The 15,562-nt window shown below is 63.4% G+C and carries 14 protein-coding genes; 6 read left to right on the top strand and 8 right to left on the bottom strand.

All coding sequences use genetic code 11. The features are described from left to right. Positions 1–82: 82 nt before the first annotated feature. Entirely contained in the window at positions 83–514 is a 432-nt protein-coding gene (locus tag IB278_RS04505) for a hypothetical protein (RefSeq protein WP_192322765.1), read from the top strand. Between the two features lie 193 nt (positions 515–707). Here the strand turns inward: IB278_RS04505 and IB278_RS04510 are convergent, their stop codons facing one another. Continuing rightward, on the bottom strand, positions 708–1,646 hold the full coding sequence (locus IB278_RS04510; RefSeq protein WP_192322766.1) for an IS5 family transposase: 939 nt from the start codon (positions 1,644–1,646) through the stop codon (positions 708–710). Between the two features lie 239 nt (positions 1,647–1,885). Further along, positions 1,886–2,995: an NADH:flavin oxidoreductase/NADH oxidase gene (locus tag IB278_RS04515; protein ID WP_192322767.1), complete on the bottom strand. Its 1,110-nt coding sequence runs from the start codon at positions 2,993–2,995 to the stop codon at positions 1,886–1,888. Positions 2,996–3,132: 137 nt separating this feature from the next. On the opposite strand from IB278_RS04515, the gene IB278_RS04520 reads away from it, so the two are divergent. Beyond that, positions 3,133–4,290 carry a thiolase domain-containing protein gene (locus IB278_RS04520; protein ID WP_192322768.1) on the top strand — a complete coding sequence of 386 codons (1,158 nt, stop codon included), beginning with the start codon at positions 3,133–3,135 and terminating at the stop codon, positions 4,288–4,290. A gap of 3 nt (positions 4,291–4,293) precedes the next feature. Next, entirely contained in the window at positions 4,294–4,704 is a 411-nt protein-coding gene (locus IB278_RS04525) for a Zn-ribbon domain-containing OB-fold protein (RefSeq protein WP_192322769.1), read from the top strand. Positions 4,705–4,746: 42 nt separating this feature from the next. On the opposite strand, the gene IB278_RS04530 is transcribed toward IB278_RS04525, so the two are convergent. The 6 genes from IB278_RS04530 to IB278_RS04555 form a co-directional block, all read right to left on the bottom strand. Then, a complete protein-coding gene (locus IB278_RS04530) occupies positions 4,747–5,754 on the bottom strand; it encodes a flavin reductase (protein ID WP_192322770.1) in 1,008 nt (335 codons plus the stop codon). A 502-nt stretch (positions 5,755–6,256) separates the two neighbouring features. Beyond that, entirely contained in the window at positions 6,257–6,835 is a 579-nt protein-coding gene (locus tag IB278_RS04535) for a nuclear transport factor 2 family protein (protein ID WP_192322771.1), read from the bottom strand. A 57-nt stretch (positions 6,836–6,892) separates the two neighbouring features. After that, positions 6,893–7,678, bottom strand: coding sequence for an enoyl-CoA hydratase-related protein (locus IB278_RS04540; RefSeq protein ID WP_192322772.1), 786 nt, complete (start codon positions 7,676–7,678; stop codon positions 6,893–6,895). Next, positions 7,671–9,785, bottom strand: coding sequence for an acetate--CoA ligase family protein (locus tag IB278_RS04545; protein ID WP_192322773.1), 2,115 nt, complete (start codon positions 9,783–9,785; stop codon positions 7,671–7,673). The genes IB278_RS04540 and IB278_RS04545 overlap by 8 nt, the downstream gene beginning before the upstream one ends. After that, entirely contained in the window at positions 9,778–10,887 is a 1,110-nt protein-coding gene (locus IB278_RS04550) for an acyl-CoA dehydrogenase family protein (RefSeq protein ID WP_192322774.1), read from the bottom strand. Before IB278_RS04550 ends, IB278_RS04545 begins: the two co-directional genes overlap by 8 nt. After that, positions 10,884–12,110, bottom strand: a complete 1,227-nt coding sequence (locus IB278_RS04555) for an acyl-CoA dehydrogenase family protein (protein WP_225612717.1) — start codon at positions 12,108–12,110, stop codon at positions 10,884–10,886. Before IB278_RS04555 ends, IB278_RS04550 begins: the two co-directional genes overlap by 4 nt. Positions 12,111–12,369: 259 nt before the next feature. Here IB278_RS04555 and IB278_RS04560 point away from each other — a divergent pair, with 259 nt between their 5' ends. The 3 genes from IB278_RS04560 to IB278_RS04570 are packed head-to-tail and all read left to right on the top strand — an operon-like array spanning position 12,370 to position 15,551. Then, complete coding sequence (locus IB278_RS04560) at positions 12,370–13,470, top strand: LLM class flavin-dependent oxidoreductase (protein ID WP_192322775.1); 1,101 nt, start codon at positions 12,370–12,372, stop codon at positions 13,468–13,470. A 21-nt stretch (positions 13,471–13,491) separates the two neighbouring features. After that, positions 13,492–14,724 carry a CaiB/BaiF CoA transferase family protein gene (locus tag IB278_RS04565; RefSeq protein WP_192322776.1) on the top strand — a complete coding sequence of 411 codons (1,233 nt, stop codon included), beginning with the start codon at positions 13,492–13,494 and terminating at the stop codon, positions 14,722–14,724. Beyond that, positions 14,724–15,551 carry an enoyl-CoA hydratase/isomerase family protein gene (locus tag IB278_RS04570; RefSeq protein WP_192322777.1) on the top strand — a complete coding sequence of 276 codons (828 nt, stop codon included), beginning with the start codon at positions 14,724–14,726 and terminating at the stop codon, positions 15,549–15,551. The genes IB278_RS04565 and IB278_RS04570 overlap by 1 nt, the downstream gene beginning before the upstream one ends. Positions 15,552–15,562 lie beyond the last annotated feature (11 nt).

The raw sequence follows: 15,562 nt of genomic DNA on the forward strand, positions 1-15,562 counted from the left end.
TCCTGAAAACCACTCCCAACAAGGGAAAGTACGTGGAGTATGGCTGGGGAGGCTTGCCGCAGTCGCTGTACATCGCCTTTGCATGAATGAAGGCAATCCTGGGCGAGCCGGTCACCTGCAGTCCGATAAAGTCCGCAGCCTCATCGTTCAATTCGTCGCAGACGAGATGCTCGAACCGGTTGCCAAAGACGCGATGCCTACCGGCAGACGCGGCGGTCTTCTGGTCGATGAACTCGAACAAGGACCCAGCCGACCAGCCTGTGCCCGGCCCAGGACTTGGCCCCGTCCCTTTTTCGCTGTCTATGTGCTGCAAGGCCGGGAGAGGATGAAGCAGCGACAACACCGCCGTTCGCATGCGCGCCAGACGGCCGTTGCTCGCGATGTCATCGAAGTCGCCTGCCACGTAGATGACACCGCGCGTCCCGGTGAAGATTCGGAATGCCTGTTCCTTGTTCAGGCCGTGCCCTTAGTGCGTATTCCGGCGAACGTGACCGACGATTCCGCTCTATCGTGACCGGTCGTCACGCGTGTTGAGTTGCGCGTTCAGATTGTAGAAGTGGCGGTCACGATGGGTCTTTGTTCTTCTCCTTTTGGGGCGTTTTCGCGGTCTGACGCAATGACTCGCCCGTGAGGGTGAGTCGGTGGTTCTGCTGGGCGCTGTTGCATAACCCGAATTCAGGGCGAGCCTCCCCTTACCCCAGACGCAGCTATGCCACGCGCACAGTCTCAGGCGTTCCTAGACTGGTGAACCTGTTGAGGATCGATGCCCGCACCTGTAGCTCGGTCACCTGCCTCTGGAAGTCCCGTGCCATCACGCGATCGCCCAGTCTCTTGAAGCACCCCATCTTGGTCTCCACCAGGCTGCGGCGGTGATAACCGCTCCACTTCTTCCAGATTGAACGGCCCAGCTTGCGCGTCGCCCTCAGGATTTCGTTTCTTGCCTGCGCCCCAGCTTTGCCATCCGCCCAAGGCTTGGCGTTCTTGCGTGTGGGGATGATCGCCGCGGCCTGCCGGCTGGCAATGGCCTCGTGGCACGCTTTGGTGTCATAGGCACCGTCGGCGCTCACCGAATGCAGTTGTTCATCCGCAGGAATCTGCGCCAGCAACTCCGGCAGCATCGGCGCATCGCCAATGGCGTTGTCCGTGATCTCAATGGCGCGGATCTCCAGCGTCTGTGCATCGATGCCCAGGTGCACCTTGCGCCACTGCCGGCGGTAGTCGGCACCGTGCTTCTTCGTCTTCCATTCGCCTTCGCCCAGCATCTTCACGCCGGTGCTGTCGATCAGCAGGTGCAGGCCCGCGCTGCTGCGGCGCGTGGCAATGGCCACACTCAATGTCTTCTGACGCCGCGACAAGGTGCTGTAGTCGGGCACGGCCCAGTCCAAGTGGGCCAGTTTGATCAGGCTCTCGGCCAGGCCCGTAGCCTGGCGCAGGCCCAGCCCCAGCCCAAACATGCACTTCAAGGTCAGGCAGAACTGGATCGCAGCATCGCTGAACACAGCGGGCCGGCCCGAGCGACCACTGGCAGGAGCCTTCCATTGAAGGTCGGCATCGAGCCAAACCATCAATGATCCCCTGCGCTTGAGCGCCGCGTTGTACTCACTCCAGTTCGTCGTGCGGTACTTCGCCCGCGGTGGCTTGCTCATCTGTATAGCCTAACCACGATCGGAGGCCACTCCCGCAGGGTTATGCAACAACGCCGGATGAAGCCGCAAATGTCTGCTGCGCCGCAGAGCCCGACCAAGAGCCTGGGTCTCCGCTCCGTCTGACCAATGCGTGCGGCACCTGGCTAAAACCGAGGCAGACTGCGAGCGCGCGGTCTTCTCCAAGTTCAGGCGTTCTTCTTGCCCGAGCTCGATAGCCGAATCGGGCCCGACTTTGGCGCTCATGCCGCACGGACGATCGCGTCCCAAGACGGCAGTCCACCACGGGTTTCGCCGCGCATGTATTGGTAGGGAACCTGTGTCTTCACGCCCAAGGCCTCGGCGGCATGCCAGGCCCATCGGGGGTTGTTTAGCATGCCACGGCCCAGTGCAACCAGGTCCGCTTCGCAACGATCGACAATCGCCTGAGCGTGCATCGGGTCGCGGATCAATCCCACGCACATCGTGGGCAAATCGACCGCGCGCCGCACCTGCGCAGCGTAGGGAACTTGATAGCCTGGGACCAGAGGGATCTCGGCTCGTGCGTTGCCGCCCGATGATACGTCCATGTAGTCGCAGCCAAGGGCCTTGAGCTCACGTGCAAATGCCATCGCATCCTTCTCTTGCAGGCCTCCTGGCAACCAGTCGGTGCCATTGAAGCGCACGCCCAGCGGTTTGTGCGCAGGCCACGCAGCGCGCACCGCGTCGACAACCTCGAGCGGAAACCGCATGCGGTTGTGCAGGCTGCCTCCGTATTCGTCGGTACGCGCGTTGCCCAGTGGCGAAAGAAAGGCGCTTAGAAGGTACCCATGGGCAGCATGAATTTCCAACAGGTCAAGGCCGGCGCGGTCGGCACGCTGTGCGGACTGGGCGAATGCGCGCACCACGCGGTCCATGCCCTCGCGGTCGAGCGCGAGCGGCGCATTCCATCCTGTCTCGAAGGGCTGCGCCGTGGGCCCATAAGTTTGCCAGCCGCCTTCTTCTCGCGGCAAGGGACCGCGCCCCTGACCCGGTCGCCTCACCGATGCCTTTCGGCCTGCATGGCTCAGCTGGATGCCGATCGGCATGCTTGCGTAAGGGCGAATAGTGCGGACTACGCGCGCAAGCGCCGCTTCATTCTCGTCTGACCACAAGCCTAGACATTCGGCGGTGATGCGTCCTGCTGGTTCAACGCCGGTCGCCTCGATCATCACGAGACCCGCACCGGACACCGCATACTGCCCCAGATGCAGAATGTGCCAATCGGTCGCGCTGCCATCGACGGCGCTGTACTGGCACATCGGTGAGACGACGATGCGGTTGGGCAGCGTGAGGCCACGCAGGGTGAGGGGCTGAAAAAGAGCGCTCGACATCTTGTATTCTGCATGTGGGAAAGTCATTATCCGTGTCGCAACGCACCGCTTCAAGGCATTGCGCCGCCGACGGCCACAAAGCTGCTTTGCTCGCCTTGCAAGCATCGCCTGCAGGCGCGCCGGTATGCTGTGTCGTCATGACCATCAAGGCACAGGCCTGCATTGCAGGCGCATTCGAACACCCCACGCGGCACGCACCAGAGAAATCCGTCGCTCAACTGCATGCCGAATGCGCGCGCGGCGCGCTGGCCGACGCGGGCCTCTCGAAAGACGACGTCGATGGCTACTTCTGCGCGGGCGATGCGCCCGGCATGGGTCCGTTATCGATGGTCGACTACATGAATCTTCGCGTGCGCCACGTCGATTCGACGGACACGGGTGGGAGTTCCTACCTGATCCATGTCGCACACGCGGCACAAGCCATCGCGACCGGAAAATGCAATGTGGCGCTCATCACGCTGGCAGGCAAACCGCGCAGCGAAGGCACGGCCCCGCGCCCCGGAAATGCCAACCAGCCCGATCTTGAATGGGAGCTCCCTCACGCACCCGCCACCGTGAACATGTACGCATTGGCGGCGATGCGGCACATGCACGAGTTCGGCACCACGAGCGAGCAGCTCGCCTGGATCAAGGTGGCGGCGTCCCACCACGCGCAGCATAACGCCAATGCCATGCTGCGCGACGTTCTGACGGTTCGGCACGTGCTGGATTCGCCGATGGTGGCGGACCCGTTGCACCGGCTGGATTGCTGCGTGATCAGCGACGGCGGTGGCGCGCTCATCGTGACGCGACCCGAGATTGCAAAGAGCCTGGGGCGACCGACGGTGCGCGTGCTCGGCGCTGGCGAAAGCGTCAAAGGTCAGATGGGCGGCGCCGTCGACCTGACCTACACGGGTGCAGCCTGGTCCGGTCCGGCGGCATTCGCCGAAGCAGGCGTGGCGCCGAAGGACATTCAGTACGCGTCGATCTACGACAGCTTCACCATCACGGTGCTGATGCAGCTCGAAGACCTCGGTTTCTGCCGCAAAGGCGAAGGCGGTCGTTTCGTGATGGACGGCCAACTGATCTCCGGCGTCGGCGGCTTGCCCATCAACACCGACGGAGGCGGTCTGTGCAACAACCATCCGTCCAATCGCGGTGGCATGACCAAGGTGATCGAAGCGGTGCGCCAGCTGCGCGGCGAGGCGCACCCTGCCGTTCAGGTGCCCGACTGCCGGCTCGCGCTTGCGCATGGCACCGGGGGTTCACTGGGCACGCGCCATGGAAGCGCCACGTTGATCATGGAAAGGGTCTGAAGCATGAGCACGGTGGCGTTGCAAGAATCCACACGCGTCCTGGCAGACGTTGTCCGTCAACCTGAATCGCTGAGGTTCCAAGAAGGCGCTGCGCAAGGCAGGTTCATGCTACCCCGTTGCAGCGAATGCAGCCGCACGCACTGGTATCCGCGTGCCCTGTGTCCGTTCTGCTTCAGCGACAAGGTCGCATGGCACGATTCATCGGGCCGAGGTACGGTGTACAGCTACACCGTGATGCGCCGGTCCAGGCCGGTCTACGCCGTAGCCTATGTCGCACTGGAAGAAGGCCCTGCAATGATGAGCAACATCATCGGATGCGACGTCGATGCCATTCGCATCGGCATGGCCGTGCAGGTTGTCTTCCACACGGCAGGCAACGGCACGCTGGTGCCCATGTTCAAACCAGTGAACTGAGCACGGAAAACGCGGGCTTGGCCCGCGTGCCCGCATGCGGGCTCAGGTTGCCATCGTTGGCCCGTTCGCTTTGGCCAACGCCATCTCGCGCTGGAACTTCTCGACATGCCCGAAGTACGTGGTCATGGCCTCCGTGGCACCTTGTGCATCGCGGGCACGCATGCACTCCACCATCCTGTGCCGCAACGGTGTCAGCTCGGGCTGGTACATGGCGTCCCAGGGCAGGGCCGCAGCCTGCGCCGCCACGGAATGCTGCATGAGCGTACCCAACGACTGGGCGACGATGGCCAGCACATCGTTGTGTGCGGCCTGGGTCAGCAGCTTGAAAAAATCGAGCGCCGCCACGGCGCGCGCCGCCATGTCGCCGCGGGCCTTCTGCGCATCCATCTCCTGCAGGAGTTTCTCCAGCCCATCGAAGTCACCGTCGTTGCCCTTCTCGCAGGCCAGACGCAGAAGAACTCCATAGACCCTGGCGCGTGCTTCGATCAAAGCCGGTGTCGATACGCGACCCTCGGCCGATAGCGCGCGCAGCGACTGGGCGAGCATCATGTATGCGCCCTTGTAGAACACCAGCGGGTCTTCCTCGCGTCCGTGCTCGAAGCGCTCGACCTTGCCAATGAAGATCACATGGTCGCCAGCCTCGTGTTCGGAGAACGTGCTGCAGTGGAAGCGGGCGACGCAGTGATCGATGAGTGGCACATCACGAAAGCCCGGGCTGTGCGCAACGCCCTCGAACTTGTCCACGATCGAGCTGCTTGCAAATCGGGCCGATAGCGCGCTCTGGTCCTCCGCCAGCACGTTGATGGCAAAGGCAGACGTCCCTCGGAAAGCTCGCAGCAACTTGCTCGACGTGCGCAAACTCCACAGAACCAGCGGAGGATCCAGCGACACGGAGCTGAACGAATTGCAGGTCAGGCCAACCGGCATGCCATCGCCGTCGCGCGATGTGATGATGGCCACGCCGGTCGGGAAAGTGCCGAGGGCACGCCTGAATTCGCGTGGGTCGAATGGCGCGCACGCTGGTTGCAGCAGGGAGTTCGTATCGGACATGTCGTTCCTTTGACCGCGCCACCGTGGACAGTCGATGCGGTGCATTTCCGCCGATCGTTGGCGTCGGAAAATTCTAGGCATGCAAACAGCCAAACAGAAGCGCTCGGGGCGCACAGTTTCTTTTCGAGAACCGGAAGGATTTCAGTGCCCCCCACGTACCGTGTTCGTCGCACGCGGCACCTTCCCTGACGGTTCGAAGCACCACCCTCGCACCGACTCCAGCGTGGTCACGCCCAGGCGTGGTGGTGCAGCGGCCACGCCGTGCGACGGCATTGGTCTGCTATGGCTGCTCAGGACCGAATGGTCTCCCGGTGCGGAATGCGAGGCCTTGGGACGCACGATGGCGGCGCAGGAAGATCAAGCGTTTCGCGCGGCGCGGCTCGAGCCGACGGACTGCGTTGTGGTTTCACAAGCTCGAGACGGAGCCGACCGCGACGTGCGATGTCAGGTCGACTCTTTCACGAACGTACGGCCCTCGACACTCCGGCTGGACGCCAATGCTTCAGAGGCCAAGTTCCTGGCGGCGCACGTACGAGAGATCGCTCCGGTCGCGGACCGACGGTATCAGCGCGGGATTGACCGGTGCGCCGCGCCGGGCGATCCTGGAACGGTAAAGATCAAACAGGACGTCGCGGCGCTGAATCCGCCATTGACCTTCGCGCCGCGTGAAGTGGTCGACGTAGCGGCCAATGGCTTCGTTGTCCACGGAGTCGGTGTCGCTTGCCACCTCATCAACAAGATACATTTGTCGTGACGCACCTGCAGAGGGCGACAGGCGCTGGTAGGCCGTGAAGTAGCTCTCGACCAACGCACTGTCGGGCGCGTTGAATTCGACCAGCACGTTGCTGATGACATGCAGCGACTGCGCAATGTGCGCGTGACGCGCCACCAGCGAAGCTACGAACCCGTCGATGGGGCCGCTGTAGCTGCCGTGGTTGTCGACCGCATCGGGGTGATAGGCGGATCGCACCAGCGCCCAGTCTCTCCGGTCGACACCACGCGCGTAACGGAACAGCGCCTGTTCGATCGCCGTGACATTGGCGTGGCGGTCTGCCGTGGTGTGGTGTGCGGCGAGCGGCATCGGGCCTCCTTGTCGGATCTCTTGTGGTGGCGCGCAGTTGGACGGATGCGCCATGTCCTATTTTCCGCTGAAGACGGGCGCCCGCTTTTCGAGGAATGCCGCCACGGCCTCCTTGTGATCGTCCGTGGCGTAGACCACGGCCATGTGCGAGGAGATCTGGTCCAGGTGGGAGGCCAGGTCCATGGTCTGCGCCTGGCGAGCGGCTCGCTTGATCATGCGGATGGCGATGGGCGGCCCGGCGGCGATCCGCAGCGCCAGCGCCAATGTGTGGTCCATGAGGCTCTCGTCGGGAACCACTTCGCTCACGATGCCCAGCCTCAGCGCTTCTTGCGCATCGACAAAGCGGCCGGTCCAGAGCAGTTCCAGCGCACGCGACATGCCGACGATGCGCGGCAGGAACCACGCGCCACCATCGCCCGGCACGATGCCGATCTTCACGTAGCTTTCAGCGAAGCGCGCGCTCGCCGCCGCGATCCGGATGTCGCCCATGAGCGCCATGTCCATCCCCGCACCGGTGGCCGCCCCATTGACCGCGACGAGGACGGGCTTGTCCATTGCGAGCATCGTCAACGGGATACGGTGCACGCGATCGGTGAGCGAGTTCTTTCGATCCAGAGGGGTGTCTTCTGACCGATCCTTCATGCCGCCGACGTCCCCCCCCGAGCAGAAGGCCTGGCCCGCGCCGGTCAGCACGATGGCGCGTACATCGTCGCGCGCCTGCGACTCTTCAAGTGCAGCCGCCCAAGCCCGCAACATCGGGGTATCGAATGCGTTCCGCTTGTCGGGCCGGTTCAGGGTGATGGTTGCGATCCCTTGCGACACATCAAAATCAAGTTCACTCATGGCGTGGAGTCCTGACGCCCAATGCGTCGACGATGGTGAGACCGACGCCCTGTTCGTGTACCAGAATCGGGTTGATGTCCATCTCGACCAGATGGTCCCTCGTACTGGCCGCCAGCTGTGACAGTTTCACCAGCAGCTGGCACAGGGCCGGCACATCGCAGGGTGGCCGCCCACGCGCGCCGCGAAGCATCGGGTAGCCCTTCAAAGACTGGACCATCTTCAGGGCAGTGTGGGCCGTCAGCGGCGCAGGCGCGAGCGCGGTGTCTTCGAGAACCTCGACGTAAATGCCGCCCAACCCCACCATCACCATCGGTCCGAAGCTCGCGTCGTTGACGATGCCCGCCATCATCTCGAGACCGGGTTTGCCCATGGCCTGCACCAGGACGCCATGGATGTCGGCGCTCGGCGCATGCAAACGTGCATTCGTCAAAATCGCTTCTGCGCCCTGCCGCACAGCGTCCGAGGTTTCCAATTTTAGAAGAACGCCCCCTGCTTCCGTCTTGTGGGGAATGTGCGGGGACTGGACCTTCAGCGCGACCGCGCCACCGATGTCGGCGGCGTGCACCACCGCTTCTTGCGGCGTCTTCGCCAGGTGCTCGGCGGGCAGCTCGATGTCGAACGCGGCCAGCAGGTGCTTGGTCTCGTACTCGCACATCGTGGCTTCGGTTCCCTCCAGCGCGCGCCGGGCACCGGTCGGCAACGCTTGCGCATCCGGCACACCGAAGCGATCGTTCAACTCCTCCTGGAATTTCGAATAGGCTCGCAACCCCTGAAGGCCTCGCACGCACCCCGTGATGGTGGAATAACAAAAGAGACCGAGCCGCTGCAGGATCTGCATCGAACTCGCGCTCGGCAGTGTGTAGGTATAGATGAAGACGGGGATGTCCAACTCCTTCACCAGACGGGCAATCGCCTCACCCTCCTTCTTCAAACGCGTGTCGTGCGCAAAGGAAGAGGCGATGATGATCGCGTCGATATAGTCCGCGTCGCCCAGCACCTCCAGCGTCTGCGCGTAGGCGTTCACTCCCTGCGCCGTGATGTCCACGGGGTTGTTGGTCGACCCATACGATGGGATGAACTGCGCCAGCCGCGCCTGGCGCTCGTCGTCGATCGGCAGAACCTCAAATCCCATCTCTTCGCAGGTATCGGTGAGCCAGACGGCCGTGCCGCCGGATGTCGAGATAATCGCCACGCGATTGCCCCGCATGCGCTTTCCTTGCGAGAAGGCGGCCGCCAGATCGAGCATTTCGTCCTGGTCGTTGGCGCGCAGCACCCCATGGTGATCGAGCACGGCATCCGTGACCCGAACGGAACCCGCCATCGCGCCGGTGTGGGAAGCGGCGGCGCGCTGTCCGGCTCGGGAACGTCCCACCTTGGCCATGATGAGCGGCTTCTGGAGCTGCGCTGCGCGCTTGGCAACATCGAGAAAGCGTTTGGGCTTGCGGAAGCTCTCGACATACAACATCACGTTGCCCGTTGCCGGATCGCCCAGCAGATGTTCGATGTAATCGTTGAGTTCCAGATCCACCTGGTTGCCGACGCTCACGATGTGGCTGAAGGCCATGTTGCGCTGGCGCCCCCGGTTGTAGAGCGCGAACCCCAGCCCCCCGCTTTGCGAGACGATGCCCGTGCCCACGCTGCCCCGGGGCGGTCCCAGCACATCCAGCGCGGGGCTGAAGGTGGCCGCAACGCCGGCATGCACATTGAAGAAACCTTCCGAGTTGGGTCCGTTCACGCGGATGCCGGTGCGTTGGCAGATGTCTTCGATCTGGCGCTGCAGCGCCGCGCCTTCTCCACCTTCTTCGGAAAATCCCGAACTGAAAATCACGGCATTGCGGATGCCCTTTGCGGCGCATTCTTCGAGAGTACCTGGCACCTGGCGGGCAGGAACGGCAATCAATGCCAGATCCACGCTGTCAGGCACCGCGCCGATCGACGGGTACGCTGCATGCCCCGCGATGCGGCTGCTCGTTCGATTCACCGGATAGAACCTGCCTGCGTACTTCTCACGCAAGAGCGTCAGCACGATCTTTCCGCCAATCTTCGTGGCGTCGTCGGTCGCGCCGATGAGGGCGATGCTGGTCGGATTGAAGAAGGTCTCAAGCATGGCGTTCCATCCGAAAGCGGTTGGCGGATTGAAAGTCTCGCGCCTCGGTAACGAAGGCCCAAAGTTGGTCGCCACCGATGCCGGCCACTGTGCGACCGATCCAGGCCGACCATTCGGCCTCGGAGCCGAATTCGTCGCGCCAGGCCATCAGGCGGCGCGTGCTGCGGTGCAGCGCGTGTTCACGCGTGAACCCCATGGCACCGTGCACTTGATGCGATATGGCCACCACATGCCCCGCCGCCTCGCTCACGCGGGCCTTGGTCGCGGCCACGGCGAGGCCGGCCTGATGCCCGTCCGCGGCCGCTGCAACGGCGGCCTCGACCGCGGCCGCACCCGCCGCCACCTGCGACGCCATCATCGCCATTTGCTGTTGCACCGCCTGGAACTTTCCAATCGGACGGCCAAACTGTTCGCGCTCCATCGAATAGCGCAGCGACAGGTCCAGCGCGGTCTGCATGGCACCAGCCATCTGAGCGGAGCGCCACAAGGCGGCGTGAAAGTACAAGGTGTCGGCATCAAGACCTCGACCCTCTTCCCCCACGGACGCGGCCACCAATGGCCATGCATCAAAAGAGAAGTTATCGCGCGGCTCACCCGCGTAGTTCTGACCCAAGCTGGATGGCGTTGGCCGCGGAATGCAGACCGTGGCATGCGACGCGCCACAGCGTGCCACCGCGACGATGGCGTGCAAGTGGCGCCCCCACGGTATGCGGTGCAGGTCTCCGCTCAGCAACCAATCGGTCCCCCTGCGTTCGAGCGCCAACACATCCGTCGTCAACACCGGGCCAAAGGCGAGGGGGCCTTCAGGCACCGCCAGTCCAGCGGCGTTCAGGGCAAACTGTCCCAGCAAGGTTTCGACGATGGGAATAGGCGCCGCTGTGGCGCCCGCCGCCCGCGCCAGAGCGGTCAACAAGTCCAGGGGCAAGCAGCGTCCGCCATCGCTCTCGGTGTCGATCACCGAGGTCAGGCCGGTATCTGTCGCCAGCCGCCACAGATCGACAGGCCAGTCGCCCCCCTCGAGCCCGTCATACAGCTCGGCCGTACACGCGTCGGAAAACAGGCGCGTGGCCGACTCGACCACCATATCGTTCAATTCGCTCATCGCATTCCCATGCTCTTGGCAATGATGCCGCGCAGAATCTCTCGGGTTCCGCCGCGGATCGAAAAAGAAGGTGCGTGCAAGGTGGCTCGCTCCAGCGCAGCCTGTAGCACGCCGTTGCGGTCTGCCCCCAGGCGTGCCAGTTCGGGCACGACCATGCGGGCAATGTCCGGAATCTCGCGTTCGAATCCTGTCCCCAGATCCTTGACCAACGCGGCTTCGGTGTAGGGCGTGACACCCTTCTGCAACATGCCGGCGATCGACAACGACATCCGCTGAAGTGTCCACAAATGAGCGACGAGCCGACCGGTCGCAACATGCGATGAACCACCGCGCTTTCGAGCGGTATGCGCCACCAGTTGGCGAAGCAGGAAATAGGTGCTGAGCCAGCGGTCGGGTCCGCTTCGTTCGTAGGTCAATTCGCTGCTCACCTGATTCCAGCCATTGCCGACGGTGCCAATCAGCATGTCTTCGGGGATGAATACCTCGTCGAAAACGACTTCGTTGAAATCGGATTCGCCCGCCAGGTTCTGGATGCCGTTGATAGTGATGCCCGGTGACTGGAGGTCCACGAGAAACTGGCTCACGCCGCCACGCCGATCTTCTTCCACGCTCGCCGTTCGCGCAAAGAGAATCATCATGTGCGCGCGGTGCGCGTTGCTGGTCCACAGCTTGGCACCGGACACGCGCCAGCCGCCCTCGACCGGCACCGCGCGGGTTCTGACCGACGCCAGATCCGAGCCCGAACCGGCCTCGCTCATACCAATGCAGAACGTGCATTCGCCTTTGGCGATGCGAGGCAGGTAGAGCTCGCGTTGCCGCTCGGTCCCGAAACGCAGGAGCACTGGACCGCTCTGGCGATCAGCAACCCAGTGGGCGCGCACCGGAGCACCAGCCGAGAGAAGCTCTTCCGTGACGACGTGGCGCTCCATGGCGGTTCGCTCGTGGCCGCCGTACTTCTTGGGCCAGGTCATGCCCACCCAACCACGCGCGGCAAGCCGCTTGCTGAACCCGCGATCGAAGCCCGCCCAACCTTCGGGGCCCGGTGCCCAGCTGCCCTGCTTTTCCTCATCGCCAAGGAAAATCCGGACTTCCTTGCGAAGCGCCATCAGCGCGCTCGACTGAGGGAATGGTTCGAATCTGAAATGGGACTGTTGAGACAAGTCCGTCTCCTTCTGTATGAAGCCGGAGCGGCGGGCTAAAGCCGCGCGCCAGGGCTGGGACATCGCTTTTGTGAAGGAATTATTAGCCGTGCCGAAACGCGGATGCCCCACAGAAACTGCAAAGGTACTTTTCGACAACCACCAAAGCCGAGGCGCGCTATTCAAGGGAGATCGCACTGCGCTGGCCGATCTCGGTTCCGGTTCTTGCAAAGCAATTGTTCGTTTTGCTCCGCTTATCACACGCCGTATCGCTACCTAGAATTTTTGTCATCCCGCGAGGGTCGTTGACCCCCCGGCAACGTCAGGCAAACCAGGAACTGCAATGGACTTTGGCATCTTCAACCTCCTGCAACAACGCAATCAGACGCTCTCATCTCGCGAGATCGTCGCCAACACCGTCGAACTCACACGCCTTGCCGACGATCTCGGCTTCGGCGCCGCCTGGTTCGCGGAACATCACTTTTCCAACTACGGTCTGTGCCCATCGCCGCTGATGCTGGTCGCCCACTGCGCAGCACTGACAAAGAACATCCGCCTGGGCCCCGGCGTCATCGTCGCACCGCTTTACACGCCTGCACGACTCGTGGCCGAGATCGCTCTCGCGGACCAGTTGTGCGGCGGGCGTTTCAACCTGGGCATCGGCGGGGGCTACCAGCAGTTCGAGTTCGAGCGGTTCGGTGTGTTGATGGACAACACCAAGGAGCGCACGCAAGAGATGCTGGACATCATTGAGCGCGGACTGACCGAGAAGAAGTTCAGCTACGACGGCACTTACTACAAACAACTGCTGTCGTCGATCAGCGTGCGAACGGTGCAGAAGCCCATGCCCCCGGTCTGGATCGCCAGCGGAGATCCTGCGCTGATGCGCCGCGCCATCCGCGACGGCCATTCCATCTTCATCGGCGGTGGGCTGGGGAACTACAAGCGCATGGGCGGCTTGCGGGGTGTCATCGACGGCATCTGCGAGTCCGAGGGCAAAGACCCTGCCAAGGCCAAGCTGGGCTTGCTGCGATTTGCCTTTGCCAGCGACGACGACAGCGAGATCGATCACTTCGTGGAATGCGCGCGCTACCAGCAGCGCGTCGCCGTCGCGCTCAAGACGCGCAAGGAATCCGTTGCCGACGACTACATGATCCACGAGCAACCGTTCCCCGAGGAGCTGACGCTGGAAAAGATCAAATCCAACCTCCCCGTCGGCAACGTCGACACGGTGATCGAGCGCCTGGTGCGCGACATCCGGATCGTACGCCCGCACCACGTGGCCATCCACACGCAGATCGGTGACCTCCCGCACGACCGCATGTGCAAGCAACTGGCGCTGTGGGCGGAGAAGATCATTCCGGCGGTCAAGAAGGAGGTTGCCAAGTTCGACCCGTACATCAGCGTCGCCCCCGCCGTGGCCGAGGAGGCGGTAGGCCGTTGAGGCTCGCTGGTGGACCACCTGATGCAACAACAGAACACCAACCCGGCAGCAGACACCTCCAACATGCCCGAGGGACCTTTGGCCGGGATTCGGGTCATCGACGTGAGCCGCGTGCTGGCAGCACCTTTCTGCGGTCAATTGCTGGCCGACATGGGCGCGGACGTCATCAAGGTCGAGGGACCGAACGGCGACGAAAACAGAGGCTGGGCGCCTTTCAACGCATCCGGCGAGAGTTGCAATTTCATGAGTGTCAACCGCGGAAAGCGCGGTATCACGCTCAACCTCAAGACCGAGCGCGGCCGTGAAATTCTGTACGAGATGCTCGCAAACGCCGACGTACTGATCCACAACTATCTGCCGGATGTGGCCGAAGTCCTGGGCATCAACGAAACGCTCTTCCGGGAGAAGTACCCGCGTCTCATCGTGTGCGGTATCTCTGCGTTCGGTGCTAAGGGTGACATGCGCAACCGCCCCGGATACGACTCGCTGCTGCAAGCGTTCGCGGGCATCATGGGCTTCACGGGGGAGCGTGACGGGCAGTCGGTACGGTCCGGCGTGTCGTTTGTCGACATGACGACCGGCGTCTTTGCCTACAGCGCCGTCTTGTCTGCGTTGATGGGCCGGGCGCGCACCGGCAAAGGTGCGAACGTGCGCGCCTCTCTGCTTGAAACCGCCTTGGGCTTGTTGAGCTACCACGGCGTCTCGTGGCTCGAAGCGGGTGTGCTGCCGCAGAAGGAGGGCTCTGGTCTCTGGAACCAGGTGCCGTACCAGGCTTTTCCGTGCAAGGACGTGGAACTGGTCACGGGAGCACTCAACGACGCGACCTGGCGCCGCATGTGCCAGGCCATCGGCCGCCTGGACCTGCGCGACGATCCGACGCTGGCGACGAACGCACAGCGCCTCGAACGCCGACAGGAAGTCATCGACATCTTTGCCGAAACCTTTCTCCAGGACACGGCCGCCAACTGGACGCGAAAGCTCGGCGAGCTCGGCGTGCCCGTTGCGCCCATGCACACGGTGGCTGAAGCACTCACGCACGAGCAGTCGCTGGTCAACGACATGGTGCTGAACATGACCGACCAGGACGGCAAGGCCATCCACCTGCTGGGCGTTCCGTTCAAGGTGGGCGATGCGGCCAGCTTTGCCCAACGGCCTCCGCCGCGTCTGGGTGAGCACACCGAGCAGGTGCTGCGCGAAACCATTTCGCTCTCGACCGCCGACATCGCCGACCTGCGCGAGCAGGGAGTGATCTGATGGGACGGGTGGAGATCGCCGTTGGTGACAACGGCATGGTGACCTTCTGGCTGGACAACCCAGGCAAGCTCAACGCCTTGAACGAGACCATGTTGGCCACGTTGACCAACGGCATCCGCCACCACGGCGCGCAAGCGGCTTGCCGCCTCATCGTGGTCCGTGGCCGCAACGACACCTTTTGCGCGGGCCGCGACGTGGCAGGTCTGCAGCGCACTGAAGGCTCGGCATCGCCGGATGCCCTGGAGCAGATCCGACCGGCGCGAGAGCTCGCCGAGGCCTTGATCGATTGCCCCGTGCCGACGGTGGCGGCCGTGGCCGGCCGCGCGGTCGGGCTCGGCATGGGCATGGTGGTCTGGTGCGACATGGCCATCTGCGAGGCCAGCGCAACCTTCAGCGTGCCCGAAGCACGCATCGGCATACCGCCGAGCATGATCGCGCTCTCGCTCGTGCGCGCCATCGGGCCGCGCGCCACCGCCGACCTGGTCCTGCGCGGGCGCACGGTGGACGCCGGGCACGCATCGCAGATCGGACTGGTACAGAAAGTCTGCGAAGACGCTGCGGGCATGGACGCGGAGCTTGCCGTCCTGTCATCGGACGTCTGGCGCTGCAGCCCGGCTGCACTTCGAGGCAGCAAGCGACTCTTGCGCGAGATCAGCGACATGCCATTCGACGACGGTTTTTCGCGCGCCATCGAAGTGGCCGCCGCGTCTCTCGGTAGCGCCGATGCGATCGAAGGCATGGACGCCTTCCGCTCCAAAAGACCGCCGGGCTGGACGCTAGAGCCCACACCGGCCACAGCTGACGGTCGCAAAACGCCATCAAAATAATCAACGAACAA

The sequence above is a fragment of the Variovorax sp. VRV01 genome (genome assembly GCF_014852545.1).
Taxonomy (GTDB): domain Bacteria; phylum Pseudomonadota; class Gammaproteobacteria; order Burkholderiales; family Burkholderiaceae_C; genus Variovorax; species Variovorax beijingensis_A.